Here is a 23,985-nt window from a genome sequence, read left to right as displayed (position 1 = left end):
GCTCGGGCGGGGTCGGGTGGGGGCCGGTTGTGCCGGGGGCGGGCGCGCGCCGGGGCGTCTCCTCGGGCGCCGAACGTGACGAGAGGTCGGAGAGTCTGGCGGAAGTGCGTTCGGCGCCCTGCGGGGATCACCCCGGCACACACCCACCCCCGTCCCAACCGGCCGGCTCGGCTTCGCCGCGCAAATGCAGCCTCGCCGGCGTTTGAGGCGCGGGGTGCGGGGCGGAGCCCCGGTCTTTGAGCCGCGCTGTCCGGCTGGGCCGCACAGATTCAGCCCCTCCGGCGATGCGGCGCCGCCCCCTCCCGGGGGGCGGTTCGGGGCGGAGGGGGCAGACGAGCCGGCCTGTACGCCGGGTTCTGTCACCCGGTGACCTCGCGGTCGCCGGGGAGACGGCCATCCATCTAGGACCGGTGTTGCCACCGGCCTCGTGCGGTCTACCCGCGAACTCGGGCGGGCAGCCCTCGATCGTTCGCGCAGACCCGTCCGGAGACGGATCCTCTTGACCTTGCTCCGGGTGGGGTTTACCTAGCCGCCTGAGTCACCTCAGGCGCTGGTGGTCTCTTACACCACCGTTTCACCCTTACCGAGGACCGAGGTCCCCGGCGGTCTGTTTTCTGTGGCACTGTCCCGCGGGTCACCCCGGGTGGGCGTTACCCACCACCCTGCCCTGTGGAGCCCGGACGTTCCTCGGCGGGATCCGAGGATCCCGACGCGGCCGCCCGGCCGACTCGTCTGCCGTGGTGGACATGTTACCCGGGGCGATGGCCGCGCTTGACCTTGACGCAACGGCAGGGTTTCTACTGGGCTCATGCGGATCGGAGAGATCGCCGCCGTCGTCGGGGTCACCACCCGGGCGATCCGGCACTACCACCATGTCGGGTTGCTCCCGGAGCCGGAGCGGCGCCCCAACCAATACCGGGACTACAGCGTCCGCGACGCCGTCCTGCTCGCCCGCGTACGCCGCCTCACCGAGCTCGGGCTGAGCCTCGACGAGGTGCGCGACGTGCTCGCGGACGACGCCGGGCGCGAACTGGCCGACGTACTCGAAGAGCTCGACGCCGACCTGGCACGGCAGGAGGCCGCGATCGCGGAGCGCCGCCGGCGGCTCGCGGTGCTGCTCGCCGCCGGGCCGGGGGAGGGCGAGCCCCTGCCGCCCGCGCTCGCCGAACTGCTGGCGAAGGCGCCCGCGACCGACTCCCCGACCGCGGCCAAGGACCGCGAGCACCTGATCCTCCTCGACGCGGCGGGCGCGGGCGGCCGGGAGGTCTACGCCGCCCTCGGGCCGCTCGCCGCCGACCCCGCCGTGCTCGCCCTGTACGAGCGCCTCGACGAGCTCGCCGACGCGTCCGTGGACGATCCGCGGATCCCGTCGCTGGCGGCGGACCTCGTGGCGTCCGTCCCCGACGAGGTGTTCGCGGCGATCCCCGCCGACGGGGCGGTCGTGGCCGGGTTCAAGGAGGCGCTGCTCGCCGAGTACGCGCCCGCGCAGGCGGAGGTCGTCCGCCGCGTCATGGAGGCGTTCATCGAGAGGGGGCGGGGATGACCCGCATACGGGCGGCGCGGCTCGCCGTCTCCGCCGTGGTCCCGGCGGAGCTGGCGCTCGTGGCGTGCCTGGCGGCCGGGATGCGCCTGCCCGGCTGGGCGCTCGCCGCCACCGAGGTGCTCCTCGTCGCCGTGCTGCTGCTGGAGGCCTGGGTGCTGCACGGCCTCTACGCCGCCGGGCGTGCCCGCGGTGCCGGGCGCGGGGAGGCCTGGCGGGAGGCCGTCCGCGCCGTGGTGCCGGTCCGGGTGCGGCGGCTGCTGCGGCACGAGCTGCACGCCCTCGCCGCCCTCGGGAGGTGGACCGTGCGCGGGCGGCACGGGGTGCGCCCGGGCGATCTGGCCGTCGCGTACACGGGACCGCAGACGGCCGTGGTGTACGGGATGCTCTTCGTGTCGGTGGTCGAGACGGTGGTGCTGGCCTTCCTCATCCCCTGGCCGACGGTCCACCGGGTGGTCCTCGTGCTCGACGTGTACGGGATCCTGATCGTGCTCGCCCTGCACGCAGCCTGCGTCACCCGGCCGCACGTGGTCCGCCCGGACGGGTCCCTGCTGATCCGCTACGGAGCCCTCTTCGACCTGGCCGTACCGGCGGACGCGGTGGCCTCGGTACGGGTGGAGCGCCGCTACCCCGAGGGCCGGCTGGTCACGCTGTCGCAGGACGGGGTGCTCGACCTGATCGTCGGCAGCCAGACCACGGTGACCCTGGAGCTGAAACGTGCGCTCCGGTTCACCCGCCCGCTCGGCGCCACGGCCGAGGCGCGGACCGTACGCTTCCACGCCGACGACCCGCGCGCGCTGGTCACCGCCCTGCGCCGACGGCCCGCTACCTCCTAGACGGGCGCGAAGAGGATCTTCGCCGAGCCCGGGGCGGCCTCCGTCAGCCGGACCCGGATGCGGTCGCCCAGCGGCAGCGCCAGCGTGGCGGACTCGATGCGCCCGACCACCGCCGGTTCCTCCAAGTGGACCGTGCCGACGAGCGGCTCGTGGTCGTGGACGTCGATGACCGTGGCCTCGAAGGTCTCGCCGACGCGGTCCTTGAGCACGGCCGCCTCGACGAGGTCCACGGACTCCCGCTCGACCGTGTTCGCCAGGCGGGCGCCCTCCGCCATCTCCCGGGGGAGCGCGTCCAGGGCCGCGACCGCCCACCGCGGGGGCTCGGCCCCGGCGACCGCCGCCACGCACAGCTCGCCGGCGTACCGGTCGGCGAGCCGGCGCAGCGGCGCGGTGCAGTGGGCGTACGGGGCCGCCACCGCGGAGTGGATCGCCGGGTCGGGGGTCTCGCCGCCGGTGAAGACGGTGTAGCCCGCGCCGCGCAGCAGGGCCGTGCACTCCTGGAGGAAGGCGGCGTGGGCGGGGCGGTGCGGATCGAGGGAGCGCACGAGTTCGGCGTACGGGACGTGGTGCGGCCAGTCGATCCGCAGGGCTTTCGCGGCCCGCCGGAGCCTGCCGACGGCGCCGTCGGGGGCACTGGGCAGCGTCCGCAGGACGCCCGTGCCGGTGGCCAGCATCAGATCGGCGGCGGCCATGCCGGTCATCAGGGAGATCTGCGCGTTCCAGCCGTCCGCGGGGAGCGGGGCGCGGTAGGCCAGGGAGTACGAGCCGTCGCGGTCGACGACCTCCTGTTCGGGCACGTTGAGCGAGATGCCGCCGCGCTCCTGCTCCAGGGCCTCGCGGAGCCGGCCGATGTCCGCCAGCAGGGCGAGCGGCTCCTCGGCCGTGCCGGTGTCGATGGCCTTCTGGACGCCGTCGTAGTCGAGTTTGGCGCGGCTGCGGACGAGGGCGCGCCGTACGTCGGCGGTCTCCACCCGGCCGTCGGGGTCCAGGTCGAAGCGCCACAGCAGTGCGGGGCGGGTGCGGTCGGGCAGCAGGCTGGCCGCGTCCTGCGAGAGCACGGGCGGGTGCAGCGGGACCCGCTCGTCGGGGAAGTAGAGGGTGCTGACGCGCCGGTGGGCCTCGGCGTCGATCGGGCCGCCGGGGGCGACGAAGGCGGCGACGTCGGCGATGGCGTAGTGGACGCGGTAGCCGCCGGCGGAGCGCTTCGCCAGGTGCATGGCCTGGTCGAGGTCGACGGAGGACGGCGGGTCGATGGTGAACAGGGGGATGTCGGTGCTGTCCAGGTCGGGGAGGCGGGGGTGCGCGGCCGCGTGCTCGGCCTCGGCGAGGACCGCCGCGGGGAAGTGCGCGGGCACTCCCAGCTCCGTCCGCAGTTCACGCAGCGCGGCCCGCAGGGCAGTCCCGTCTGCGCCGGTCATGTGCATCTGACGGCGTGGCATGGACCGAGCCTATGGTCGGGCGGCCCGGACGGCACGGCGAGCCGTCTACCCTGGCCGGGGGGCCGCATCCCCTGCGCCGTGTCGTATTGAAGGAGAACCACCGTGCTCGTGCTGCTGCCGCCGTCCGAAGGAAAGGCCGCCGGCGGCTCCGGCGCACCGCTGAAGCCGGAGTCGCTGTCGCTGCCCGGCCTGGCCCCGGCCCGTGCGGCGGTCCTGGAGGAACTGGTCGAGCTGTGCGCGGGCGACGAGCTCAAGGCGCGCGAGGTGCTGGGGCTGAGCGAGGGCCTGCGGGGCGAGGTCGCGAAGAACGTGGAGCTGCGCTCGGCGGTGGCCCGGCCGGCGGGGGAGATCTACACGGGCGTGCTGTACGACGCGCTGGCTCTGGCCGACCTGCCCGCGGCGGCGCGGGGGCGCGCGGAGGACGCGCTGCTCGTGTTCTCGGGGCTGTGGGGCGCGGTGCGGATCACCGACCGCATTCCCTCGTACCGCTGCTCGATGGGCGTGAAGCTGCCCGGGCTGGGCGCGCTGGGTGCGTACTGGCGGGAGGCGATGGCCACCGTCATGCCCGAGGCGGCGGGCGAGGGGCTGGTCCTGGACCTGCGGTCCTCGGCGTACGCGGCCGCGTGGAAGCCGAAGGGTGAGGTGGCGGGGCGGACGGCGACCGTGCGGGTGCTGCACTCGCAGGTGGTGGACGGGGTGGAGAAGCGGTCGGTGGTGAGCCACTTCAACAAGGCGACGAAGGGTCGCCTGGTGCGTGACCTGCTGCTCGCGGGCTCCGCCCCCGCGTCCCCCGCCGAGCTGGTCACGGCCCTGCGGGACCTGGACTACGTGGTCGAGGCCGAGCCCCCCACGAAGCCGGGCAAGGCCTGGTCCCTCGACGTGGTGGTCACGCAGATCCACCACTGACGCGCCGCCGCCGGTTCGGGGCGCGAGCACACCGCTGCCGCGGCAGCCGGGGCTCCGCCCCGGACCCTCCCCCAGACTCCGTCCGGGGGCCCCGCCTCAAGCGTGGGCGAGGCTGGATCTTGGCCGAGCCGCGCTCCCGAGCGTGGCCGGCGGGCCGGATTGCGCGGAGCGCATTTTCAGCCCCGCCGGCGTTTGAGGCGCAGGGTGTGGGGCGGAGCCCCAAGGCCGGGCGGGGCCCGGGCTAGTGGCCCAGGGGCCAGGCGACCACGGCCGGGGTCAGGTTCGCGGTACCCGCGTAAGCGGCGCAGGCGTCCGTCAGCGTTTCCAGGAGCGTCAGCGGGTCCGGCAGGGGGTGCTCCATGCCGCGCAGCCAGGTCACCGCCAGGTCACCGGGGAGGGCCGCCGGCGGGACCAGGACGTAGCTGCCGCGGCAGTGCCAGCGCAGCCCCGGGTGTTCGTCCATCGTCTCGGGGTGGCAGTCCAGTTCGCACGGCCACCACTCGTCCTCGTCCTCGGGGGTGCCGCGGGTGGCGGTGAAGAAGAGCATGCGGGCCTGCTCGCCGGTGCCGCCGGACTCGGCGACGGGGCCGACCTCGATCCCGGCCTCCAGCAGACGGGCCAGGGCGGCGGCGCCGGCTTCCAGCGGGACGTCGAGCACGTCGTGGACCATGCCGGTCGCGGTGATGAAGTTGGCCTGGGGCTGGTTGCGCGCCCAGCGTTCGACCTGGGCGCGGTCGGTGGTCGACTGGGTCTGCCAGGCGAAGGAGATGGGGTGCCGTGCGGGCGTAGGACAGCCGATGCGGTCGCACGAACACCGGTAGCCGGCGGGATGGGCGGCGGGGGCGAGCGGCAGACCGGCGGCGGCGACGGCCAGGAGGAGCGCCTCGCGCTCGCGTGCGGGGTCCTCGGCGGTGAATTTCTGGCGCCGGCGCAGCCAGTGGGAAATCCTGCTCTGCTCGCCGCGTTTGACGCGGCCGGACTCAGACCCCATCTATCCCCTCACCTCACCGTATCCCCGGCGGACCTTCACATCGTCCCACCATCCTGCGCCCCGGGTGACCGCTCTTGACGACGGGGGCCGGAGATGAGTGGCCGACAAAACCCCATATGTCTATACGATCAGGGCAAATCCTCTCGGGTGGTCGCCGGTCACCGGCCGCCTAGCGGGCGGTGACGTTGGCCACCCCGCCCAGCACCCGGTCCACGAGCGCGTCCGTGTAAGCGTGCGTCAGGGGCGCGGTGCGCAGCAGCCAGCGGTACGTCAGCGGCCCGAGCAGCATCTCCACCGTCAGCCGCAGGTCGGTGTCCGGTGCGAGCTGGCCGGCCTCCCGGGCCGTGTGCAACCGGGCCTCGTACAGGGCGAGCTGCGGCTCCAGCAGCTGCTCGGTGAAGCGGGCGCCGAGTTCGGGGTCGGTGGCCCCGGCCGCCGTCAGGGCGCGCGCGGGGGCCTCGTACTTCTCGTCGTTGAACTCGTCGACCGTGGCGCGCAGTACGTACTTCAGGTCGGCGGCGAGGTCCCCGGTGTCGGGGAAGCCGGTCCACCGGCCCTCCGTCTCCGCGTCGCCGGTGAGGGCGAGCGAGGCGTCGAGGAGGACGGCGGCCTTCGACGGCCACCAGCGGTAGATGGTCTGCTTGCCGACGCCCGCACGGGCGGCGATGGCCTCGATGGTCAGCTTGTTGTAGCCGACCTCCCCGACCAGGGCGAGCGCGGCGTCGAGGATGGCGCGCCGGGAGCGGTCGTTGCGGCGGGTGGCGTCAGGGGTCTTGGTCATGGCTCGAACCTATCAATGCGAGACGTCTCGTCTTCCTATGGTTGCGTAAACCACCCGGTCAGTTCACTGTGTCGTCCAGCGGGAGGAGAGACGATTCTCTTCCGTACTCGTCCCGAGTCGTGAAAGTCGTGAGGAGCCTTCTTTGCGCAGAGACGCCACACCCCGGCGCTACCTGATGTGCCCACCCGCACACTTCAAGGTCACGTACTCCATCAATCCGTGGATGGATCCCACGAAACCGGTGGACCTGCCCCTCGCACACGCCCAGTGGGAAGACCTGAGGGACCGCTACCGCGCCCTCGGCCACACCGTAGAGACCCTCGTACCCGATCCCGGGCTGCCCGACATGGTGTTCGCGGCGAACGGGGCCCTGGTCGTCGACGGCCGGGTGCTCGGTGCCCGGTTCGCCTACCCGGAACGGGCCGCCGAGGCCGAGATCCACCTCGACTGGTTCCGCCGCCACGGCTTCCAGGACGTCCACGAGCCGTCCCACGTCAACGAGGGCGAGGGCGACTTCGCGGTCACGGCCACCTACATCCTGGCCGGCCGGGGCTTCCGCTCCAGCCCGCTCTCGCACGACGAGGCCCAGGAGTTCTTCGGCCGGCCCGTCATCGGCCTCGACCTGGTGGACCCGCGCTACTACCACCTGGACACGGCGCTCAGCGTCCTCGACGGCGACGAGATCATGTACTACCCGGACGCCTTCTCGCCCGGCAGTCAGGGCGTGCTCAGACGCCTCTTCCCGGACGCCCTGCTCGCGGACGGCCGGGACGCGGCCGCCCTCGGCCTGAACGCGGTGTCCGACGGCCGGCACGTCCTGCTCCCGCAGGCGGCCACCGGCCTGCTGGCGCCGCTACGGGACCGGGGGTTCGAGCCGATCCCGATGGACCTGGATGAACTGCTCAAGGGCGGCGGCAGCGTGAAGTGCTGCACGCAGGAGCTGCGGCCCTAGTCACTCGTCCTCATCGGAGGGGGGCGGCCAGGCCTGGCCCCAGTCGACGTCCCGCGCCGCCTTGTAGAGGTCGCCGTGGCGTTTGGTCACGTTGACCCGGGTCAGGCCCGCCCCCTCGCCGTCCTGCGGGCCGCACAGCTCCAGCTGGACCAGCCCCTTGCGGATCTGCGGCTTGCGCGTGATCCGGAAGGCGGCCGGCTCCACCGGGAAGCGGGTCGCGGCGACGTAGCTGAACTTCTCGTCCTCGTACGGGAGCGAGCCGCCCTTGACCTGCCGGTGCAGGGAGGAGCGGCTGACCCGCGCCGAGAAGTGGCACCAGTCCTGCCCGACCTGGATCGGGCAGGTCCCGTCGTGCGGGCACGGGGCGGCGACCCGCAGCCCGGCCGCGATCAGCTGGTCGCGGGCCTCGCGGATGCGGAGGTAGCCCTCCGGCGTGCCCGGCTCGATCAGGACCACCGCCTGCCCGGCCCGTGCCGCCTCGGCGACCACCGCCGTACGGGCCTGCGGGGTCAGCTCGCCCAGCACGTACGAGACCGTCACCAGGTCGGCGTCGGGCAGGGACAGGCCGGAGCCGATGACGGCCCGCCGCCAGTCCGCGGCGCGGAGCACCGGCGAGGCCGAGGCCCGCGCCAGCTCCTGGCCGAGCTTCAGCGCCGGCTCCGCCCAGTCCAGCACCGTGGTCTGCCGCGGGCCGTCCCAGGTGGCGTCCACCGCCCAGGTCGCGGCGCCCGTGCCGCCGCCCACGTCCACGTGCGAGGCCGGCGCCCAGCCCGGCGCCGCCTCGGCCAGCCCGTCCAGGGCCGCCCGTACCGCCTCGAAGGTGGCGGGCATCCGGTACGCCGCGTACGCCGCCACGTCGGAGCGGTCGCGCAGGACCGGGGCGTTGGTCGGGGTCTGCCCCCGGTAGCTGGCGATGAGCCGCTCTACGGCGGCCGCGGCCTGCTTGGGCGGGAGGCCGTCGAGCAGTCCGCCGAGTGTGCGGCGGAGGGTTTCGGCGGTGGTGGGGGCGGAGGCGTTCACCTGCGAAGTTTATGCCGTCGATCGGGGGGCGGGGCCGCCGGTCCGGGGCGGGGCCGCCTGGTCGGTGCCGCCGCCGGTCCCGTGCGGCTCAAGGATCGGGGCTCCGCCCCGGGCCCCGCGCCTCAAACGCCGGCGGGGCTGGAAGCGCGCCTCAAACGCCGGCGGGGCTGGATTGCGCGGCGGGGCTGGATTTCCACGGGCGGCAGAGGCCCAGGAAGGCGGTCAGGGACAGGAGGGCGCACACCAGTTGGACCAAGGCCATCGGGACGGCCGTGTCCTCGCCCGCGATGCCCACCAGCGGTGAGGCGATCGCGCCGATCAGGAACGAGGAGGTGCCCAGCAGCGCGGAGGCCGAGCCGGCCGCGTGCGGGGTGCGCATCAGGGCCTGGGCGTTGGTGTTCGGCAGGACGACGCCCATCGCCGACATCAGGACGAACAGCGCGGCGGCGACCGGCGTCAGCCCGACCTCCCCGAACACCCCCGTCGACATCAGCAGCAGGGCCACCGCGGCGGCCGTGATGGTCGCGAGGCCGACGGCCAGGACCTTGTCCAGGCTGACGCGGCCGACCAGCAGCTTGCCGTTGACCTGGCCGACGAGGATCAGGCCGACGGAGTTCAGGCCGAAGAGCAGGGCGAAGGCCTGGGGCGAGGCCCCGTAGATCTCCTGCACCACGAAGGGGGAGGCGGAGATGTACGAGAAGAGGACGGCGAAGGCGAAGCCGCCGGTCAGGGTGTAGCCGGCGAAGACGCGGTCGCCGAGCAGCCCGCGCATGGTCCGCAGGGCGGAGCCGACGCCTCCGGTGTGCCGCCGTTCGGGCGGCAGGGTCTCGCCGAGGCTGCGCCAGACCATCAGGGTGAGGACCGTGCCGACGCCGGTGAGGACGACGAAGACGCCCCGCCAGTCGGCGAAGCGCAGCACCTGGCCGCCGATGAGCGGGGCGATGATCGGGGCGGCCCCGGATATGAGCATCAGGGTGGAGAAGAAGCGGGCCATCTCGTCCCCGTCGTACAGGTCGCGTACGACGGCCCGTGCGATGACGATCGCGGCGGCGCCGGCCAGGCCCTGGAGCAGCCGGAAGGAGATCAGCAGCTCGGCGGTCGGCGCGAGGGCGCAGATCGCGGTGGCCAGGACGTAGACGACCATGCCGGCGAGCAGGGGCCGGCGCCGGCCCCACTTGTCGCTCATCGGGCCGATCACGAGCTGGCCCAGGGCCATGCCGGCGAGGCAGGCCGTGAGGGTGAGCTGGATGGTCGCGGCGGGGCTGTTCAGGGCATCGGTGACCTGCGGCAGGGCCGGCAGGTACATGTCCATGGACAGCGGGGGGAGGGCGGTGAGCCCCCCGAGTATGAAGGTGACGAGCAGACCTGTGCGGCGTGCTGCCGTCAGGGGCTTGGTGGTGACGGGGGCGGAGGGCGATTCGGGCGACGAGTCGTGCGAGGGTGCCGTCGCGGGGCCTCTCTCCGACATGCGGAACTCCAGTCTTCTCATCTGCTTTACGCACCCCTGACCGACCCATGCTCTCAGCAATCGGAACGTCCCGGGACCGAGCGGCCGTGTGACGTACCCTGCGGGCCCATGGACGAAAGTACGAAGAAGATCGCCGTGGTGACCGGCGCCGGCTCCGGAATCGGCCGCTCCGTGGCGCTGGCCCTGGCAGCGGCGGGCTGGTCCGTGGCCGTCGCGGGCCGCCGGACCGAGCCGCTCGAACAGACCGCCGCCGCGGCCGGCTCCGACGCCGACGTGCTGTGCGTACCGGCGGACGTGAGCGACCCGGACGACGTGACTGCGCTGTTCGAGTCAGTGCGGGCCCGCTACGGGCGCCTCGACCTGCTGTTCAACAACGCGGGCACCTTCGGGCCGGGCGGGGTCCCGCTGGAGGACATCACCTACGAGGCCTGGCGCTCGGTCGTGGACGTCAACCTGACCGGCGCCTTCCTGTGCGCGCAGGCCGCCTTCCGGCAGATGAGGCGACAGGACCCGCAGGGCGGCCGCATCATCAACAACGGCTCCATCTCGGCGCACGTGCCCCGTCCCCACTCCATCGCCTACACCGCGACCAAGCACGCGATGACGGGCCTGACGAAGTCCCTGTCGCTGGACGGACGTCCGTACCGGATCGCCTGCGGCCAGATCGACATCGGCAACGCCGCGACCGAGATGACCGAACGGATGCAGACCGGCATCCTCCAGGCCAACGGCCGGCTGGCCGTCGAACCGGTGATGGACGCCGCCGACGTGGCCCGCACGGTCCTGCACATGGCGCAGCTCCCGCTGGAGGCCAACGTGCAGTTCGCCACGGTAATGGCGACGTCGATGCCCTACATCGGGCGGGGTTAGCCCCGGTCCGCGGGGCCCGAGCCCGGGCCCGGCTCCGGCGGGTCGATGCCGTGCTGTGCGCGAGCCGTGAGCCGGCCCTGGAGGAACGGGTCGGCGTCCGGGGCGTACGGGCCCCGGTGCGCGGCCAGGTGTTCCTCGATGCGCTCCCACTCGGCGACCACGGCCGGGTCGGCGGCCTCCGCGCGCGCCGCCTCCAGCGCGGCCTCCACTTGGTGGTGCCCCCTCCCGACGGCCTCGACGCGGACCCGGTCGACGGCGGCGCGCTCGCCCGGGGCCGGGTCGTGCGGCTCGTGGGCGGCCTCCACGGCGGCCTCGTCGGGGTGCTCGGTCATCGTCGTACCCGTTCTCTCGGTGTGTGCCGGACGTCCCGCTCGTACCCGGCCGGGATCCGTCCACTCCGCCCGGCACGAAAGGCCTGGACCCCGCACCGTGCTCCGGACGATCATGGCCACATGACCGACACCGAGGTACTGCACTACACGGCCTTCTCCCACGACCCCGACGGCGGCAACCCCGCCGGGGTCGTGCTCGACGCGGCCGGGCTGGACGACGGCGCGATGCTCGCGATCGCCGCCCGCCTGGGGTACAGCGAGACCGCCTTCCTGACCGCACCGCCCGAGGGGCTCGGCGGCCCGGCGGGCCGGTCCTTCACCGTGCGGTACTTCAGCCCGAAGGCGGAGGTCCCCTTCTGCGGGCACGCCACCGTGGCCACGGCCGTGGCGCTGGGCGAGCGGATCGGGCCGGGGGAACTGCTCCTCGCGACCCGGGCGGGCACCGTGCCGGTGTCCGTCACCGCCGAGGACGGCGGGCGGCTGCGGGCCACGCTGACCAGCGTCGAGCCGCACGTCGAGGAGATCGGCGCGGCCGACCTCGCCGAGGCGCTGGCCGCGCTGGACTGGCCGGTGGGTGACCTGGACCCGGCGTTCCCGCCCCGGATCGCCTACGCCGGAGCCCGCCACCTGGTGCTGGGCGCCGCCACCCGGGCCCGGCTCGCGGACCTCGCGTACGACTTCGCCCGCCTGGAGGCCCTGATGCGGCGTCTGGACCTCACCACGGTCCAGCTGGTGCACCGGGCGGGCCCCGCGGAGTTCCACGTACGGGACCCCTTCCCGGTCGGCGGCGTCGTCGAGGACCCCGCCACGGGAGCCGCCGCGGCCGCCTTCGGCGCGTACGCGCGGGAGCTCGGCCTGGTCCCGGCGGACGCCGTGCTCACCCTCCACCAGGGCGAGGACATGGGCCGGCCGGGCGTGCTCACGGTGGAACTGCGCACCGGTGACCCCCGGGTCAGGGTGGGCGGCGAGGGCGTCCGCATCCCGTGACCGCGTACCCGGGCCCGCCCGTCCCGACCACCGGGGCTCCGCCCCAGACCCGCACGGAGAACGGCCCGTGCGGCCCGGCTTCCTGGGGCTCCGCCCCAGACCCCGCTCCTCAAATGCCGGACGGGCTGGATATTTCAGCCGCGCCGCAGTCGACCAAGGAGGCTCGTCCATGAGGGTGGTCGGTTTCGCCGAGGCGGAACTACCCCCAGGGCTGGCTCGGCAAGTGGCCGCGTTGGAGGACGCGGCCTGGCCGGGGGCCGAGCCCGGGCACGATCCGGCCCTGGCGCCGCGGGTCCTGCTCCTGCTGGCCGCGGACGGCACCGTGGCCGCCTCGCTGGCGCTGCTGTTCAAGGAGATCCGGCTCGCGGGGCGGACCTACCGGGCGGCCGGGCTGAGCGCGGTCGTGACCCGGCCCGCGCTGCGCGGCCGGGGTTGCGGGGCGCGGCTGGTGGCGGCGGCCCGCGCCGAGCTCGCGGCGGACCGGGCCGTCGACCTGGCGCTGTTCAGCTGCGACCGCCCGCTGGCCCCGTTCTACGAGGCGGCCGGCTTCGCGCAGCTGCCCGGCACGGTGCTGGTGGGCGGCGCCCCCGACGACCCGGAGCCGCTCGCCACCGACGCCCCCGGCTTCGACAAGGTGGTGCTGGCGGACTTCTTCACGGACGACCCGGGACGGGACCGCGCGGCCTTCACCGGCGTCCGCGTCCCGCTCCACCCCGGACACACCGACAGGCTGTGGTGAGCGGTCAGCCCGCGGGCGCGGCGTCCGCGGGCTGCGGCTTCGGGCTCGCCGGGCGGCTGCGGTCGAGGAAGAACAGCGCCAGCACGGGGACCAGGTAGAGCACCCACACCGTGAGCTGCAGGACGGTGGGGTCCGGCTGGAAGTTGAAGACGCCCTTGAGCAGCGTCCCGTACCAGCTGTCCGGCGGGATCGTCGCGCTGATGTCGAAGGCCTTGTCACCCAGGCCGCCCAGGAAGCGCGCCTCCTGGAGGTCGTGGACCCCGTACGCGAGCACGCCCGCGGCCACGACCACCAGCATGGCGCCGGTCCACTTGAAGAACTTCGCCAGATTGATCTTCAGGGCGCCGCGGTAGAACAGCCAGCCCAGCACGATCGCCGTGGCGATGCCCAGGAGCACGCCGATCAGCGGGGCCGAGGAGCCCTCGCCGCTGGCCCGTACCGACGCCCACACGAACAGCGCGGTCTCCAGGCCCTCGCGGCCGACGGCCAGGAAGGCGGTGGCGACCAGCGCGCCGGTGCCCATGGCGAGCGCCGCGTCGAGCTTGCCGTGCAGCTCGGCCTTCAGATGCCGCGCGGTGCGCTTCATCCAGAAGACCATCCACGTCACCAGGCCCACCGAGATGATGGACAGGCTGCCGCCGAGGAGCTCCTGCGCCTCGAAGGTCAGCTCCTGGGTGCCGAATTCGAGCATCGCGCCGAAGGTGAGCGAGAGCGCGCAGGCGATCCCGATGCCGATCCACACGGGACGCAGGGCGTCCCGGCGCTCGGTCTTCACCAGGTACGCGACGAGGATGCAGACGACCAGGCTGGCTTCCAGCCCCTCGCGCAGGCCGATCAGATAGTTGCCGAACACGGCGGTTGTTCCTCTCCGGCGGGGACTACGCGAACAGCGTCCGGCCCCACCAGTCGTCCTTGTCGCGGACGCCCGGCGGGACGGCGAAGACGGCCGAACCCACGTGCTGGATGTATTCGTTGAGGACGTCGGACTTCGCGAGGTTCCGCTGGATCGGGACGAAGCCCTTGCGCACGTCCCGCTGGTAGGCGAGGAAGAACAGGCCCGCGTCGAGGCGGCCCAGACCGTCCGTGCCGTCGGTGAAGGAGTAGCCGCGGCGCAGGATCGTCGCACCGTTGTTGGTGTCCGGGTGCGCCAAGCGGACGTGCGCCTGCGGCTTCATCGCCTTCAGGAAGGGCTCGTCGCGCTCCTTGGACTTGCCGACGGGGGCACCCTCGCCCTTGTCGCGGCCGAAGATGTCCTCCTGCTCCTGCAGGGGGGTGCGGTCCCAGATCTCGATGTTCATCCGGATCCGCCGGGCCACCAGGTAGGAGCCGCCGGTCATCCAGTCGCTGCCGTCGCCGGGGCCGACCCACACGTGCTTGTCCAGGGCCGCGTTGTCGGTGCCCGAGATGTTCCGGGTGCCGTCCTTGAAGCCCATCATGTTGCGCGGGGTCTGCTCGTCCGGGGTGGTCGACGAGGTCTTGCCGAAGCCCAGCTGGGACCAGCGCACCGCGGTCTTGCCGAAGCCGATGCGGGCGAGCTGGCGGATGGCGTGCACGGCGACCTGCGGGTCGTCGGCGCACGCCTGGACGCACAGGTCGCCGCCGGAGCGGGCCGGGTCCAGGTTGTCCCCGGGGAACAGCTCCAGGTCGATCAGCGCCTCGGGGCGCTTGCCCTCCAGGCCGAACCGGTTCTTGGCGAACAGGCCCGGCCCGAAGCCGACGGTCAGGGTGAGGCGGGAGGCCTTCAGGCCCAGCGCTTCGCCCGTGTCGTCCGGCGGGGCCTCCGGGAGACCGCCGAAGCCGCCCTCGCCGACCGGCTGGCCGGCCGTCATGCGGCGGGCCGCCTCGGTCCACTCCTTGAGGAGCTGGATCAGCTCCTCGCGGCTCTTCGTCTTCACGTCGAAGGCCGCGAAGTGCAGGCGGTCCTGCACGGCGGTCGCGATACCGGCCTGGTGCTCGCCGTGGAACGGCACGGCGCCCCCGGCCGCTGCGGCCGAGACCATGTCCGACCCGCCGCCGAAGGCCGCCACCGCACCGCCGGCCGCGGCGGCGCCGAGCGCGAGCCCGGCCCCGCCCCAGCCCAGGACGGCACGCCGCGAGGGCGCGGCCGCGGACTCGTCGACCGCCTGCTGCGGCTGTGCCGCCGACTCCGACTGCGCCGGGGACTCCGACTGCGACTCGGTCATGCTGCTCTCCCGCCTCCTTCGTTCTCTGCCGTTACTTCGTGACCGCGGCGGCGAGCTTGGAGAGCGGCTCACCGAGGGCGCTGACCGCGTCCGAGAGCTCCTTCTTCTCGGCATCGCCGAGCTTGTCGTACGAGGTGAACTCGTAGGACGCCTTGTCCGTGCGGTACTTGTCCAGCAGCGCCGTCATCGCCGCGAACTGGGTGTCCAGCTGCTTGGCGAGCTCCGGGTCGTTCTTGGTGGCGATCGGCTTCAGCAGCTCGTACGCCTTCTCCGCGCCCTCGATGTTGGCCTTGAAGTCGACCAGGTCGGCGCGGGAGTAACGCTCCTCCTCGCCCGTGACCTTGCCGGTGGCGACCTCGTCGAGGAGTTCCTTGGCGCCGTTGGCCATCGAGCTGGTGGTGATCTCCGCCGTGCCGACCTTCTTCTGCCAGTCGGTCAGGTCCGCCATCAGGGTGTCGGCGAGCTTCTTCTCGTCGTCGCCGATCTTGTTGTCGGCCCACAGGGCCTTCTCCAGACGGTGCCAGCCGGTCCAGTCCTTCGCCGGGTCCTGACCGGCCTCCAGGCCGTCCTCACGGACGTCGACCTTGGGGTCGATGTCGCCGAAGGACTCGGCGACCGGCTCGGTGCGCTCCCAGCCGATGCGGGAGGCGGCGTACAGCTTCTTGGCACCCTCGATGTCGCCGGCCTTGACCGCGTCGGCGAAGGCCTGGGCCTTGGGGAGGGTCTCCTCGGCCTGCGCGACCACGTACGCGCGGTAGGCGGAGACCGCGGCGTCCGCCTCGGGGCTGCGCTTCTCCTCGGCGGCGCCCTTGCCGGTGGCCTTGACCTTCTTGGTGATGCCGTCGCCCTTCATGCCGGGCTTGCAGACGATCTCGTAGTCGCCCGCCTTGATCTCGGCGGTGATGGAGGCCTTGGTGCCGGGGCCGATGTTCTCGCGCTCGGTCACGATGCGGGCGTCCGGGAAGAGGACGTAGACCTCGGTGACCTTCGAGCCCTTGTTCTCGACGTCGATCTGCACCTTGCCGGACGGGAACTCCGTCTTCGACACGTCGCAGGCGCTGTCGGAGGCCGCGACCTTGATCACGTCGTCGCCAGCCGCGTCGCTCTTCTCCGAGCAGCCGGTGACGGCGGTCAGGGCCGCCGCGACGGAGGCGGCGGCGATGACGGTGAGGCGGGCGGGGCGCATAGGGGGCTCCTGGGCGTCGGGCGAGTGGGCCGTCCCAAGGGGGAGAGGCCGGTGAGGCGGACCTAACTTAACCGAGGCTTACCTGAGCCATGACCACGCGTCCAGTGATTCAGCTCTCACCTTTCCGTGTGGTGCTGCGGGGGGACACGGACCCGTCACGGACCCTCCACGGCAACCCCATGGCCGGGTCAAGGAACGGTCAAGGCGGGCTCGGGCATGCCGTCAGTTCCGCACTGCGGAAGGCCCGTCCGGGACGCCGGACGGCTCCGCCGCGCGGACGGGGACCACCAGCGGGGCCGGTGCGCGGGTGCTGGAGCCCACCCCGGACCCCGACCCCACCCCGCCGAAGCCCACCCCCACGAAGCCCACGCCCGCGGCCCCGCAGCCCACCGCGACGACGGCGGCACCACCGGCGGTACGGGCGGCACCGGCGCCACCGGCGGTACGGGCGCCACCGGCGCCACGGGCGGTACGGGCGGCACCGGCGGCAGCGTGGGCGGCGGCTCCGTCGGCGGCAACCTCGCCGATACCGGCGCCGAGATCCCGGCCACGGCCCTGCTCACCACCTCCGGCGTGGTGGTCGCGGCCGGCGCGGGCGCGATCTTCCTCGCCCGCAGGCGGCGTACGGCCCAGGGCTGAGCCGTGCTTGAATTCCCGCGTGAACGATCTCGACGTGCTGAGGGTCTTCTGCGCGGGTGACGGCCGGTACGGCAACCTGCTCGGAGTCGTACGCGACGGCCGCACCTGCCCCGACGACGCCTCGCGGCAGGCGCTCGCCGCCGAACTCGGCTACAGCGAGACGGTGTTCGTCGACGACCCCGAGCGCGGGGTCGTCGACATCCGCACCCCCGGCACGCGGATGTCCTTCGCCGGGCATCCGCTGGTCGGGGTCGCGTGGCTGCTCGACATCGAGGAGCTCCAGCCGCCCGCCGGATCCGTATGGGCCCGCGACGACGGGGAGTTCACCTGGATCACGGCCCGCGCCGAGTGGGTCGAGGGCAAGCGCACCGAGCAGTACGGATCCGTGGCCGAGGTCGAGGCGCTCCCGGCCCCGCCGCCGGGCGAGGGCTGGCTGTACGCCTGGGCCTGGGAGGACGAGACCGCGGGCCGCGTGCGGGCCCGCGGCTTCCCGCGCCGCCCCGACGGGATCATCGCCGAGGACGAGGCCACCGGATCGGCGGCGATCCTGCTGACGGCCCAGCTCAACCGCGCCCTGAACATCACCCAGGGCGCCGGCTCCCAGATCCTCACCGCCCCCGGCCCCGACGGCACCGTCGAGATCGGCGGCCGCGTCCGCTTCGAGCGCCACCCGGACCGGCCCGCCGCCCGGGGCTCCCGCACGATCTAGGCATCCCGCACGATCCAGGCCGACGAGCGGCAGCGGCGGCGCTCTTCACCGTGCTGCCCCCGGAGGGGTCACGCGCTGAGGCGGAACTCCTCGCCCAGCTCGCGGAAGACCGCGCCGTTGAAGTCGAAGGCGCGCTTGCACTCGTCGATGATGCGCTGTTTCTCCAGGTCGTCCGCGGCGATGGCGTCCAGCAGCTCGCGGTAGGTCCGCTTGAAGGCGGCCGGGTTGGAGATGTCCGCGAAGACGTAGAAGCGGACGCCGTCGCCCTTGCGCTCGAAGCCCCAGGTGCGCTCGGCCTTGTCGCGGATGATCTGGCCGCCGGAGAGGTCGCCCAGGTAGCGGGTGTAGTGGTGGGCGACGTACCCGCCGGGCCACTCGGCCGCGCACTCGGCGACGCGGGCGGCGTACGCCCGCGTCGCGGGCAGCGCCACGACGTTCTCCTGCCAGTCCGGGCCCAGCAGGTGTGCGAGGTCGCGCTCGATCTCGGCGACGCGCATCAGCTCGGGCCGGATGAACGGGCCGGCCACCGGGTCGTTCCTGAGGGCCTCGGCCGCGTCCTCCAGGGCCCGGTACACGAACCACAGCTGTTCGGTGTAGCGCGTGTACGCGTCCACGCCGAGCCGCCCGCCGAGCAGGTCGCTCATGAAGGTCGACGTCTCGGCCTCGGTGTGCTGCTCGTGCGACGCGACGCGGATGACCGTAGAGAAGGCGTCCAAGGCGGACCTCCAGGAAGAGGAAGCAGGCGTGGCGGCACCGCCGCCACGCCCGATACTCCTACTTAGGCTTGCCTAAGTCAATGTCTTCCCGACGTCTTGTCGGTAAAAAGTCCGCGCCGGGACGCGGCCTGGATCCCGCCTGGATCCCGCCTGGATTCCGCCGGGATCCGGCTACGGCAGGGTCAGGATCTCCGCCCCCGAGTCCGTCACCACCAGCGTGTGCTCGAACTGCGCGGTCCGCTTGCGGTCCTTCGTGACGACCGTCCAGCCGTCCTCCCACATGTCGTACTCGTGGGTGCCCAGGGTCAGCATCGGCTCGATGGTGAAGGTCATCCCGGGCTCGATGACGGTGGTGGCGTGCGGGCTGTCGTAGTGCGGGATGATCAGGCCGGAGTGGAAGGAGGAGTTGATGCCGTGGCCGGTGAAGTCCCGGACCACGCCGTAGCCGAAGCGCTTCGCGTACGACTCGATGACCCGGCCGATGACGTTGATCTGGCGGCCCGGCTTGACGGCCTTGACGGCGCGGTTCAGCGCCTCACGGGTGCGCTCCACGAGCAGCCGCGACTCCTCGTCCACCTCCCCGCACAGGTAGGTGGCGTTGTTGTCGCCGTGCACCCCGCCGATGTACGCGGTCACGTCGAGGTTCACGATGTCGCCGTCGCGCAGGACAGTGGAGTCCGGGATGCCGTGACAGATGACCTCGTTCACGGAGGAGCACAGCGACTTCGGGAAGCCGCGGTAGCCGAGCGTCGAGGGGTAGGCGCCGTGGTCGCACATGTAGTCGTGGGCGACCTTGTCGAGCTCGTCGGTGGTCACCCCCGGCGCGATCAGCTTGGCGGCCTCTTCCATCGCCTGGGCGGCGATCCGGCCGGCGATGCGCATGGCCTCGATGGTCTCGGCCGTCTGCACCTCCGGTCCGGTGTACGGAGTGGGCGCGGGCTTGCCCACGTACTCGGGCCGGCGGATGTTTCCGGGAACGGAACGGACGGGAGAAAGCTCGCCTGGTACGAGCAGCGACTGGCCAGACATGCAAGCGAGTGTATCCAGCGGGGATGGGGCAGCATGGCGGCAGAGAGCGGTAACGAGAGGAGCCTGACAACGATGGCCCTGTTCAAGAAGCGCCAGGTGGGCAAAGCGGGCGAGTGGTACTACTGCCTGGTCCACAACAAGGTCGAAGAAGGCCCCGAGTGCCCGGCGAAGGACCGTTTCGGCCCGTACGAGACGCCCGAGGCGGCGAGCCACGCCATGGAAACGGCGCAGGAACGCAATCTCGAATGGCAGAACGACCCCAAGTGGAACGACAAGACCCGCGAGGAAGAAGAGGGCACGGCGCCGTAGCGGTCGCGACCCCGGCCCCGGCTACCAGCGGCTGGGCGGCGGCGCGGTCAGCTGGTCGGCCAGCCGCGCCAGCCGGTCCCGGAAGCGGCGCGGGCCGCGCTGCGCCGGCGGGCCGTTCTCCCCGGCCGCCGCGCTGACCAGGTGCTGCACGGTGTCCAGATCCAGTTCGGCCCCGCCCTCCGGCACGGACAGCACCTCGTGCGCGAGCGTGCCCAGTTCCGGATCCCCGCCGTCCAGGGACAGTACGGTCGCCCCGGCGCGCCGGACCTCGTGCACGCGCTCCAGCAGCGCCTCGCCGGGCTCCCCGGGTGCCACCACCAGCAGCGTGTGCCCGCGCCGGGCCGCCGCCAGCCTGCCCAGCCCCACCGACAGGTGCGCCGGCTCCCCGGGCCGCACCCGGTGGCGTACGAGCGTGGGCGCCAGCTCCGGCAGACCCGACCAGGCGGCCTCGTCCACCAGGTGCGCGGCGAGATGCCAGGGCTCGTAGCCCTCCGTCCCCACCAGCAGCAGGTTCCCGCCGGCCGGTACGACGGACCGGCGCAGCGAGCCGGCGAAGTTCCGGGCGGCACCCGGCCACTGCGTACCGGCGAGCACCTCGCGCAGCAGCGCGACCCTCACGGCATCCATATCGGCATCCTGCCGCATGGAAGGGACATAGGGGAGCAGTACGGGAGCGTTCCCTCCTCTTCGACTGTGGCCTACCCGGCAGTACGCTCGCCCCCATGACTTCCTCAGACAGCACGCAGAAGCCGCCGGTCAAGGACCCGTGGGAGCTGCCGGACGTGTCCGGCCTCGTCGTCGGCGTCCTCGGCGGCACCGGCGACCAGGGCCGCGGCCTCGCCTACCGGCTCGCCCGGGCCGGCCAGAAAGTGATCATCGGCTCGCGCGCCGCCGACCGTGCCCGGACCGCCGCCGAAGAACTCGGCCTCGGCGTGGAGGGCGCGGACAACGCCGAGTGCGCGCGCCGCAGCGACGTCGTGATCATCGCGGTGCCGTGGGAAGGCCACGCCAAGACCCTCGAAGCCCTGCGCGAGGACCTCGCGGGCAAGCTCGTGGTGGACTGCGTCAACCCGCTGGGCTTCGACAAGCAGGGCGCCTACGCCCTCCAGGTCGAAGAGGGCAGCGCCGCCCAGCAGGCCGCCGCCCTGCTCCCCGACTCCCGCGTCACGGCGGCCTTCCACCACCTCTCGGCGGTCCTCCTGCAGGACGAGTCGATCGACGAGATCGACACCGACGTGATGGTCCTCGGCGAATCCCGCGCCGACACGGACCTCGTCCAGGCCCTCGCCGCCCGCATCCCCGGCATGCGCGGCGTCTTCGCCGGCCGCCTGCGCAACGCCCACCAGGTCGAATCCCTGGTCGCCAACCTCATCTCCACCAACCGCCGCTACAAGGCCCACGCGGGCCTGCGCATCACGGACGTCTGAACGGACGTCCGAGCGGACGTCCGAGCGGACGCCCGTCGTCGGCGCATGCACGGCGGAGCGGTCCTCCTCGGGCCGCACCGCCGGGCATGCCCCGCGCTCAGCCCCGCCGACCGGGGCGCGCCTCGACGGTCCCCAGCTGGGCCACCACACCATGGTGGAAGCGTGCGACGGCATCGTCCACGCTGCGGATGAAACCGGACTCGGTATTGCCGCGGCTGTTGCCCATTCCCTTGATCAGCGACAGCCGGAACCCGCCGGGCACGGCCCCGTCCCTGGACCGCCCGCGGTGCGCCGCCGCGCTTACGGCAGCACTGCGGGGCATGGGGGACACTGGAGGGGCTCGACCGCCTTCAGTGTCCCCGAGGAGCTCTTTCCATGCCCCGCCTTGCCGTCTTCGCCGTTGTCGTCTGCGTCCTTGCGGTGGCCGCGGCCGTCGTCGCCTTCGTCGAGGGCAGCTTCCTCGGGATCGTCTGGGTGCTGCTCGCGGGCCTCACGTCCAACCTGGCCTGGTACTACCTGCGCAAGGCCAAGGCCGAGAAGGCCGCGCGGACCTCGTAGCCGCTCGGGCGGAAGCCGCGCCCCGGGTCGGCTGTCAGCGGGCCGCGCAGAAGCCGGCGTCCTGCCAGAAGCGGTAGAGGGCGTGGCCGCAGTCCGTCTCCACGTCCGACACGCCGAGTGCGGACAGCAGGTCGCGGACCACGCCGAAGAAGAAGAAGTTGACCTCCGGGATCCACAGCAGCGCGAACACGGCGATCAGGCCGAACGGCGCCAGCGGCTCCACCTCGCGGCGCACCCGGTGCGACAGCCAGGGCTCGATGACCCCGTAGCCGTCGAGGCCCGGCACCGGCAGGAAGTTCAGGATCGCCGCCGAGACCTGGAGCAGGGCCAGGAAGGCGAGCGCGTACCGGAAGGGCATCGGCACCCCGTCGAGGGCGTCCAGCCAGAACGGGGCCGTGCAGACGACGGCGAACGCCACGTTCGTCAGCGGGCCCGCCGCCGAGATGAGGCTGTGCTTCCAGCGCCCCTGGATCCGGCCGCGCTCGATGTAGACGGCGCCGCCCGGCAGGCCCAGCCCGCCCAGGATCACGAAGACCACCGGCAGCACGATGCTGAGGAGTGCGTGCGAATACTTCAGCGGATTCAGCGTCAGATAGCCCTTGGCGCCCACCGAGAGGTCGCCGCCGTGCAGGGCGGTGCGGGCGTGCGCGTACTCGTGCAGGCAGAGGGACACGATCCACGCCGACGTCACGAAGAGGAACACCGCGAGCCCGGTGGACGTCGAGTACCCGGTCCACACGGCCCAGCCGGTGACGGCCATGACGGCGAAAATCCCGAGGAATACCGAACTGATCCGCCGCTCGCCGCGGCCGCCCTGATGACCCATGCCGGGAAACCTATCCCGGGCGCGCGGAGGAAAACGGTTCGGGGCCGGGCCGGGGTCCGGGGACAATGGGCCGGTGCGTTACGCGATTCTCGGCACCGCCCAGGCCATACACGACGACGGGACCCCCGTCGGCGTCGGCGGAGCGCGCCTGCGGGCGCTCCTGACCGCGCTCGCGCTGCGGCCGGGGCGGGTGGTGCCGGTCGCGCTGCTGGTCGCCGAGGTGTGGGACGGCGACCAGCCGGCCGACGCGCCGGCCGCCCTGCAAGCGCTGGTCGCCCGCCTGCGGCGGGCCCTCGGACACGCGGCCGTACGCTCCGCGGAGGGCGGCTACCAGCTCGCCGCCGACCGCGAGGACGTCGACCTGTACCGCTTCGAGCGCCTCGCCCGGGCCGCGGCCGAGACGCGGGACCCGGCCGAGGCCGCCGCCCGGTACGAGGAGGCCCTCGCGCTGTGGCGCGGACCGGCCCTCGCCGACCTGCCCGACCCGGGCGCGGAGTCCGCGCGCTGGGAGGCCGTACGGACGGACGTGCGCCGGGGCCGGCTCGCGGCGGCCCTGGCCCTGGGGCAGGCGGAGCGGGCCCTGCCGGAACTGACCGCGCTGTGCGCGCGGCAGCCGCTGGACGAGCCGCTGCAGATCCTGCGCATCCGGGCGCTGCGCGACGCGGGCCGCCCGTCGGAGGCCCTGGCCGCGTACGACGCCGTACGCCGGGACCTGGCGGCCCGGCTGGGCACGGACCCGGGCCCCGCCCTGCGCGCCCTGCACACCGAACTCCTGAACCCGCCGGCCGCGGAGACCCCGCACCCCGCCGGCGCCGGGCCCGCGCCGCATCCGTACGCCGGGCCCGCGCCGCATCCGGCACGGCCCGAGCAGGGCTCCGCCGCCGCGGCCCACCCGGACGGGGGCCCGGTACCGACCAACCCTCCCGGCGCCGTCGGCCCCGCCCCGAGCCCGTATCCCTCGGCGGCGCCCGAGGCGGCCGGCCGGGGCGGGGGCAACCTGCGGGCGCGGCTCACCACCTTCGTCGGCCGTGAGGACGACATCCGCGTCATCGGGGACGATCTCGCGCGGTCGCGGCTCGTCACGCTGCTCGGGCCCGGCGGGGCCGGCAAGACCCGGCTCTCGCAGGAGGCCGCCGAGGCGCACGACGCACGCGGCGGATGGCCCGACGGGGTGTGGTTCGTCGAGCTGGCCCCCGTGGACGACCCGGAGGACGTCGCCGAGGCCGCGCTCGCCGCGCTCGGAGCCCGGGAGACCAAGCTGCGCGGCGCCGCCGCCGAGGAGCTGCGGGCCCTGACCGACCGGGCCGGGGACAACCCGCTCGACCGGCTCGCCGAACACTGCGCACGGCAACGGCTCCTGCTGCTGCTCGACAACTGCGAGCACGTCATCGGCGCCGCCGCCGAGCTGGCCGAGGAACTCCTCGCACGCTGCCCCGGCGTACAGATCCTGGCCACGAGCCGTGAACCGCTCGGTGTGCCGGGGGAGTCGCTGCGGCCGGTGGAGCCGCTGCCCGATCCCGTCGCGCTGCGCCTGCTCGGCGA

General features: G+C 73.4%; 26 protein-coding genes, 1 other RNA gene and 1 pseudogene. 13 read left to right on the top strand and 15 right to left on the bottom strand.

The features are described from left to right. Nucleotides 1-329: 329 nt before the first annotated feature. An RNA gene (rnpB, locus tag IF88_RS42660) (RNase P RNA component class A) lies at nucleotides 330-731 on the bottom strand. 77 nt (nucleotides 732-808) lie between these two features. On the opposite strand from rnpB, the gene IF88_RS0137725 reads away from it, so the two are divergent. Further along, nucleotides 809-1,543, top strand: a complete 735-nt coding sequence (locus IF88_RS0137725; RefSeq protein ID WP_030723502.1) for a MerR family transcriptional regulator — start codon at nucleotides 809-811, stop codon at nucleotides 1,541-1,543. Continuing rightward, the gene (locus IF88_RS0137720) at nucleotides 1,540-2,376 is read left to right on the top strand and encodes a hypothetical protein (RefSeq protein ID WP_030723500.1); all 837 of its coding nucleotides are present in this window, start codon (nucleotides 1,540-1,542) and stop codon (nucleotides 2,374-2,376) included. Before IF88_RS0137725 ends, IF88_RS0137720 begins: the two co-directional genes overlap by 4 nt. Here IF88_RS0137720 and IF88_RS0137715 read toward each other — a convergent pair. Continuing rightward, complete coding sequence (locus tag IF88_RS0137715; RefSeq protein ID WP_030723498.1) at nucleotides 2,373-3,815, bottom strand: RNB domain-containing ribonuclease; 1,443 nt, start codon at nucleotides 3,813-3,815, stop codon at nucleotides 2,373-2,375. The genes IF88_RS0137720 and IF88_RS0137715 overlap by 4 nt on opposite strands. A 102-nt stretch (nucleotides 3,816-3,917) precedes the next feature. Here IF88_RS0137715 and yaaA point away from each other — a divergent pair, with 102 nt between their 5' ends. Further along, nucleotides 3,918-4,721, top strand: coding sequence for a peroxide stress protein YaaA (gene yaaA, locus IF88_RS0137710; protein ID WP_030723496.1), 804 nt, complete (start codon nucleotides 3,918-3,920; stop codon nucleotides 4,719-4,721). 241 nt (nucleotides 4,722-4,962) lie between these two features. On the opposite strand, the gene IF88_RS0137705 is transcribed toward yaaA, so the two are convergent. Further along, nucleotides 4,963-5,712, bottom strand: coding sequence for a bifunctional DNA primase/polymerase (locus IF88_RS0137705; RefSeq protein ID WP_030723494.1), 750 nt, complete (start codon nucleotides 5,710-5,712; stop codon nucleotides 4,963-4,965). 169 nt (nucleotides 5,713-5,881) lie between these two features. Next, complete coding sequence (locus IF88_RS0137700; RefSeq protein WP_030723493.1) at nucleotides 5,882-6,493, bottom strand: TetR/AcrR family transcriptional regulator; 612 nt, start codon at nucleotides 6,491-6,493, stop codon at nucleotides 5,882-5,884. 97 nt (nucleotides 6,494-6,590) lie between these two features. Between IF88_RS0137700 and ddaH the strand changes: the two are divergent. Further along, a pseudogene (gene ddaH, locus IF88_RS0137695) lies at nucleotides 6,591-7,445 on the top strand (dimethylargininase); the annotation flags it as partial. Here the strand turns inward: ddaH and IF88_RS0137690 are convergent. Further along, on the bottom strand, nucleotides 7,446-8,465 hold the full coding sequence (locus IF88_RS0137690; RefSeq protein WP_030723488.1) for a small ribosomal subunit Rsm22 family protein: 1,020 nt from the start codon (nucleotides 8,463-8,465) through the stop codon (nucleotides 7,446-7,448). 151 nt (nucleotides 8,466-8,616) lie between these two features. Then, the gene (locus IF88_RS0137685) at nucleotides 8,617-9,933 is read right to left on the bottom strand and encodes a Bcr/CflA family multidrug efflux MFS transporter (protein ID WP_107050728.1); all 1,317 of its coding nucleotides are present in this window, start codon (nucleotides 9,931-9,933) and stop codon (nucleotides 8,617-8,619) included. A 108-nt stretch (nucleotides 9,934-10,041) separates the two neighbouring features. Here IF88_RS0137685 and IF88_RS0137680 point away from each other — a divergent pair, with 108 nt between their 5' ends. Beyond that, nucleotides 10,042-10,803, top strand: coding sequence for an SDR family oxidoreductase (locus tag IF88_RS0137680; RefSeq protein ID WP_030723483.1), 762 nt, complete (start codon nucleotides 10,042-10,044; stop codon nucleotides 10,801-10,803). Here IF88_RS0137680 and IF88_RS0137675 read toward each other — a convergent pair. Continuing rightward, a complete protein-coding gene (locus IF88_RS0137675) occupies nucleotides 10,800-11,135 on the bottom strand; it encodes a hypothetical protein (RefSeq protein WP_199808199.1) in 336 nt (111 codons plus the stop codon). The genes IF88_RS0137680 and IF88_RS0137675 overlap by 4 nt on opposite strands. A gap of 120 nt (nucleotides 11,136-11,255) precedes the next feature. Between IF88_RS0137675 and IF88_RS0137670 the strand changes: the two genes are divergently transcribed. Together IF88_RS0137670 and IF88_RS0137665 are read left to right on the top strand one after the other, a co-directional pair. Next, nucleotides 11,256-12,122: a PhzF family phenazine biosynthesis protein gene (locus IF88_RS0137670; RefSeq protein WP_030723479.1), complete on the top strand. Its 867-nt coding sequence runs from the start codon at nucleotides 11,256-11,258 to the stop codon at nucleotides 12,120-12,122. Nucleotides 12,123-12,291: 169 nt separating this feature from the next. Next, entirely contained in the window at nucleotides 12,292-12,861 is a 570-nt protein-coding gene (locus tag IF88_RS0137665; protein ID WP_030723478.1) for a GNAT family N-acetyltransferase, read from the top strand. A 4-nt stretch (nucleotides 12,862-12,865) separates the two neighbouring features. Here the strand turns inward: IF88_RS0137665 and efeU are convergent, their stop codons facing one another. The 3 genes from efeU to efeO are packed head-to-tail and all read right to left on the bottom strand — an operon-like array spanning nucleotide 12,866 to nucleotide 16,230. Beyond that, a complete protein-coding gene (gene efeU, locus IF88_RS0137660; RefSeq protein ID WP_037808536.1) occupies nucleotides 12,866-13,714 on the bottom strand; it encodes an iron uptake transporter permease EfeU in 849 nt (282 codons plus the stop codon). 25 nt (nucleotides 13,715-13,739) lie between these two features. After that, a complete protein-coding gene (gene efeB / locus IF88_RS0137655) occupies nucleotides 13,740-15,044 on the bottom strand; it encodes an iron uptake transporter deferrochelatase/peroxidase subunit (RefSeq protein ID WP_030723473.1) in 1,305 nt (434 codons plus the stop codon). Between the two features lie 31 nt (nucleotides 15,045-15,075). Continuing rightward, nucleotides 15,076-16,230, bottom strand: a complete 1,155-nt coding sequence (gene efeO / locus IF88_RS0137650; RefSeq protein ID WP_030723471.1) for an iron uptake system protein EfeO — start codon at nucleotides 16,228-16,230, stop codon at nucleotides 15,076-15,078. 216 nt (nucleotides 16,231-16,446) lie between these two features. Between efeO and IF88_RS49230 the strand changes: the two genes are divergently transcribed. After that, nucleotides 16,447-16,869 carry a hypothetical protein gene (locus IF88_RS49230; protein ID WP_030723469.1) on the top strand — a complete coding sequence of 141 codons (423 nt, stop codon included), beginning with the start codon at nucleotides 16,447-16,449 and terminating at the stop codon, nucleotides 16,867-16,869. 19 nt (nucleotides 16,870-16,888) lie between these two features. Next, a complete protein-coding gene (locus IF88_RS0137640; protein ID WP_234323848.1) occupies nucleotides 16,889-17,578 on the top strand; it encodes a PhzF family phenazine biosynthesis protein in 690 nt (229 codons plus the stop codon). Between the two features lie 68 nt (nucleotides 17,579-17,646). Here the strand turns inward: IF88_RS0137640 and IF88_RS0137635 are convergent, their stop codons facing one another. Continuing rightward, nucleotides 17,647-18,294, bottom strand: coding sequence for a heme oxygenase (biliverdin-producing) (locus IF88_RS0137635; RefSeq protein ID WP_030723465.1), 648 nt, complete (start codon nucleotides 18,292-18,294; stop codon nucleotides 17,647-17,649). 171 nt (nucleotides 18,295-18,465) lie between these two features. Then, nucleotides 18,466-19,323 carry a type I methionyl aminopeptidase gene (map, locus tag IF88_RS0137630; RefSeq protein WP_030723464.1) on the bottom strand — a complete coding sequence of 286 codons (858 nt, stop codon included), beginning with the start codon at nucleotides 19,321-19,323 and terminating at the stop codon, nucleotides 18,466-18,468. A gap of 72 nt (nucleotides 19,324-19,395) precedes the next feature. On the opposite strand from map, the gene IF88_RS0137625 reads away from it, so the two are divergent. Then, nucleotides 19,396-19,632, top strand: coding sequence for a hypothetical protein (locus tag IF88_RS0137625; protein WP_030723461.1), 237 nt, complete (start codon nucleotides 19,396-19,398; stop codon nucleotides 19,630-19,632). Between the two features lie 21 nt (nucleotides 19,633-19,653). Here IF88_RS0137625 and IF88_RS0137620 read toward each other — a convergent pair whose 3' ends face one another. Next, complete coding sequence (locus tag IF88_RS0137620; RefSeq protein WP_030723459.1) at nucleotides 19,654-20,259, bottom strand: hypothetical protein; 606 nt, start codon at nucleotides 20,257-20,259, stop codon at nucleotides 19,654-19,656. Nucleotides 20,260-20,354: 95 nt separating this feature from the next. Between IF88_RS0137620 and npdG the strand changes: the two genes are divergently transcribed. Beyond that, nucleotides 20,355-21,059 carry an NADPH-dependent F420 reductase gene (gene npdG / locus IF88_RS0137615; RefSeq protein WP_030723455.1) on the top strand — a complete coding sequence of 235 codons (705 nt, stop codon included), beginning with the start codon at nucleotides 20,355-20,357 and terminating at the stop codon, nucleotides 21,057-21,059. Between the two features lie 97 nt (nucleotides 21,060-21,156). Here npdG and IF88_RS44895 read toward each other — a convergent pair whose 3' ends face one another. Further along, on the bottom strand, nucleotides 21,157-21,381 hold the full coding sequence (locus IF88_RS44895; protein WP_078893394.1) for a hypothetical protein: 225 nt from the start codon (nucleotides 21,379-21,381) through the stop codon (nucleotides 21,157-21,159). A gap of 53 nt (nucleotides 21,382-21,434) precedes the next feature. Here IF88_RS44895 and IF88_RS0137605 point away from each other — a divergent pair, with 53 nt between their 5' ends. Continuing rightward, nucleotides 21,435-21,617 (top strand): hypothetical protein, encoded by a 183-nt coding sequence (locus IF88_RS0137605; protein ID WP_030723453.1) that lies wholly within the window; start codon nucleotides 21,435-21,437, stop codon nucleotides 21,615-21,617. Nucleotides 21,618-21,651: 34 nt separating this feature from the next. On the opposite strand, the gene IF88_RS0137600 is transcribed toward IF88_RS0137605, so the two are convergent. Beyond that, entirely contained in the window at nucleotides 21,652-22,443 is a 792-nt protein-coding gene (locus IF88_RS0137600) for a site-2 protease family protein (RefSeq protein WP_030723451.1), read from the bottom strand. Nucleotides 22,444-22,516: 73 nt separating this feature from the next. On the opposite strand from IF88_RS0137600, the gene IF88_RS0137595 reads away from it, so the two are divergent. Next, the coding region (locus IF88_RS0137595; RefSeq protein ID WP_030723448.1) for an AfsR/SARP family transcriptional regulator at nucleotides 22,517-23,985 on the top strand (1,469 nt) is incomplete at its 3' end.

It is taken from the genome of Streptomyces sp. NRRL F-2580, assembly GCF_000720115.1.
Classification (GTDB): Bacteria; Actinomycetota; Actinomycetes; order Streptomycetales; family Streptomycetaceae; genus Streptomyces.
The sequence above is the reverse complement of the archived record's forward strand: the minus strand, read 5'-3'. Positions and strand labels throughout refer to the sequence as shown.

Coding starts and splice junctions, on each gene's coding strand:
- IF88_RS0137725 (WP_030723502.1), top strand. CDS start 809: ATGCGGATCGGAGAGATCGCCGCCGTCGTCGGGGTCACCACCCGGGCG.
- IF88_RS0137720 (WP_030723500.1), top strand. CDS start 1,540: ATGACCCGCATACGGGCGGCGCGGCTCGCCGTCTCCGCCGTGGTCCCG.
- IF88_RS0137715 (WP_030723498.1), bottom strand. CDS start 3,815: ATGCCACGCCGTCAGATGCACATGACCGGCGCAGACGGGACTGCCCTG.
- IF88_RS0137705 (WP_030723494.1), bottom strand. CDS start 5,712: ATGGGGTCTGAGTCCGGCCGCGTCAAACGCGGCGAGCAGAGCAGGATT.
- IF88_RS0137700 (WP_030723493.1), bottom strand. CDS start 6,493: ATGACCAAGACCCCTGACGCCACCCGCCGCAACGACCGCTCCCGGCGC.
- IF88_RS0137685 (WP_107050728.1), bottom strand. CDS start 9,933: ATGTCGGAGAGAGGCCCCGCGACGGCACCCTCGCACGACTCGTCGCCC.
- IF88_RS0137680 (WP_030723483.1), top strand. CDS start 10,042: ATGGACGAAAGTACGAAGAAGATCGCCGTGGTGACCGGCGCCGGCTCC.
- IF88_RS0137675 (WP_199808199.1), bottom strand. CDS start 11,135: ATGACCGAGCACCCCGACGAGGCCGCCGTGGAGGCCGCCCACGAGCCG.
- IF88_RS0137670 (WP_030723479.1), top strand. CDS start 11,256: ATGACCGACACCGAGGTACTGCACTACACGGCCTTCTCCCACGACCCC.
- IF88_RS0137665 (WP_030723478.1), top strand. CDS start 12,292: ATGAGGGTGGTCGGTTTCGCCGAGGCGGAACTACCCCCAGGGCTGGCT.
- efeB (WP_030723473.1), bottom strand. CDS start 15,044: ATGACCGAGTCGCAGTCGGAGTCCCCGGCGCAGTCGGAGTCGGCGGCA.
- efeO (WP_030723471.1), bottom strand. CDS start 16,230: ATGCGCCCCGCCCGCCTCACCGTCATCGCCGCCGCCTCCGTCGCGGCG.
- IF88_RS49230 (WP_030723469.1), top strand. CDS start 16,447: ATGCCGTCAGTTCCGCACTGCGGAAGGCCCGTCCGGGACGCCGGACGG.
- map (WP_030723464.1), bottom strand. CDS start 19,323: ATGTCTGGCCAGTCGCTGCTCGTACCAGGCGAGCTTTCTCCCGTCCGT.
- IF88_RS0137625 (WP_030723461.1), top strand. CDS start 19,396: ATGGCCCTGTTCAAGAAGCGCCAGGTGGGCAAAGCGGGCGAGTGGTAC.
- IF88_RS0137620 (WP_030723459.1), bottom strand. CDS start 20,259: ATGGATGCCGTGAGGGTCGCGCTGCTGCGCGAGGTGCTCGCCGGTACG.
- npdG (WP_030723455.1), top strand. CDS start 20,355: ATGACTTCCTCAGACAGCACGCAGAAGCCGCCGGTCAAGGACCCGTGG.
- IF88_RS44895 (WP_078893394.1), bottom strand. CDS start 21,381: ATGCCCCGCAGTGCTGCCGTAAGCGCGGCGGCGCACCGCGGGCGGTCC.
- IF88_RS0137605 (WP_030723453.1), top strand. CDS start 21,435: ATGCCCCGCCTTGCCGTCTTCGCCGTTGTCGTCTGCGTCCTTGCGGTG.
- IF88_RS0137600 (WP_030723451.1), bottom strand. CDS start 22,443: ATGGGTCATCAGGGCGGCCGCGGCGAGCGGCGGATCAGTTCGGTATTC.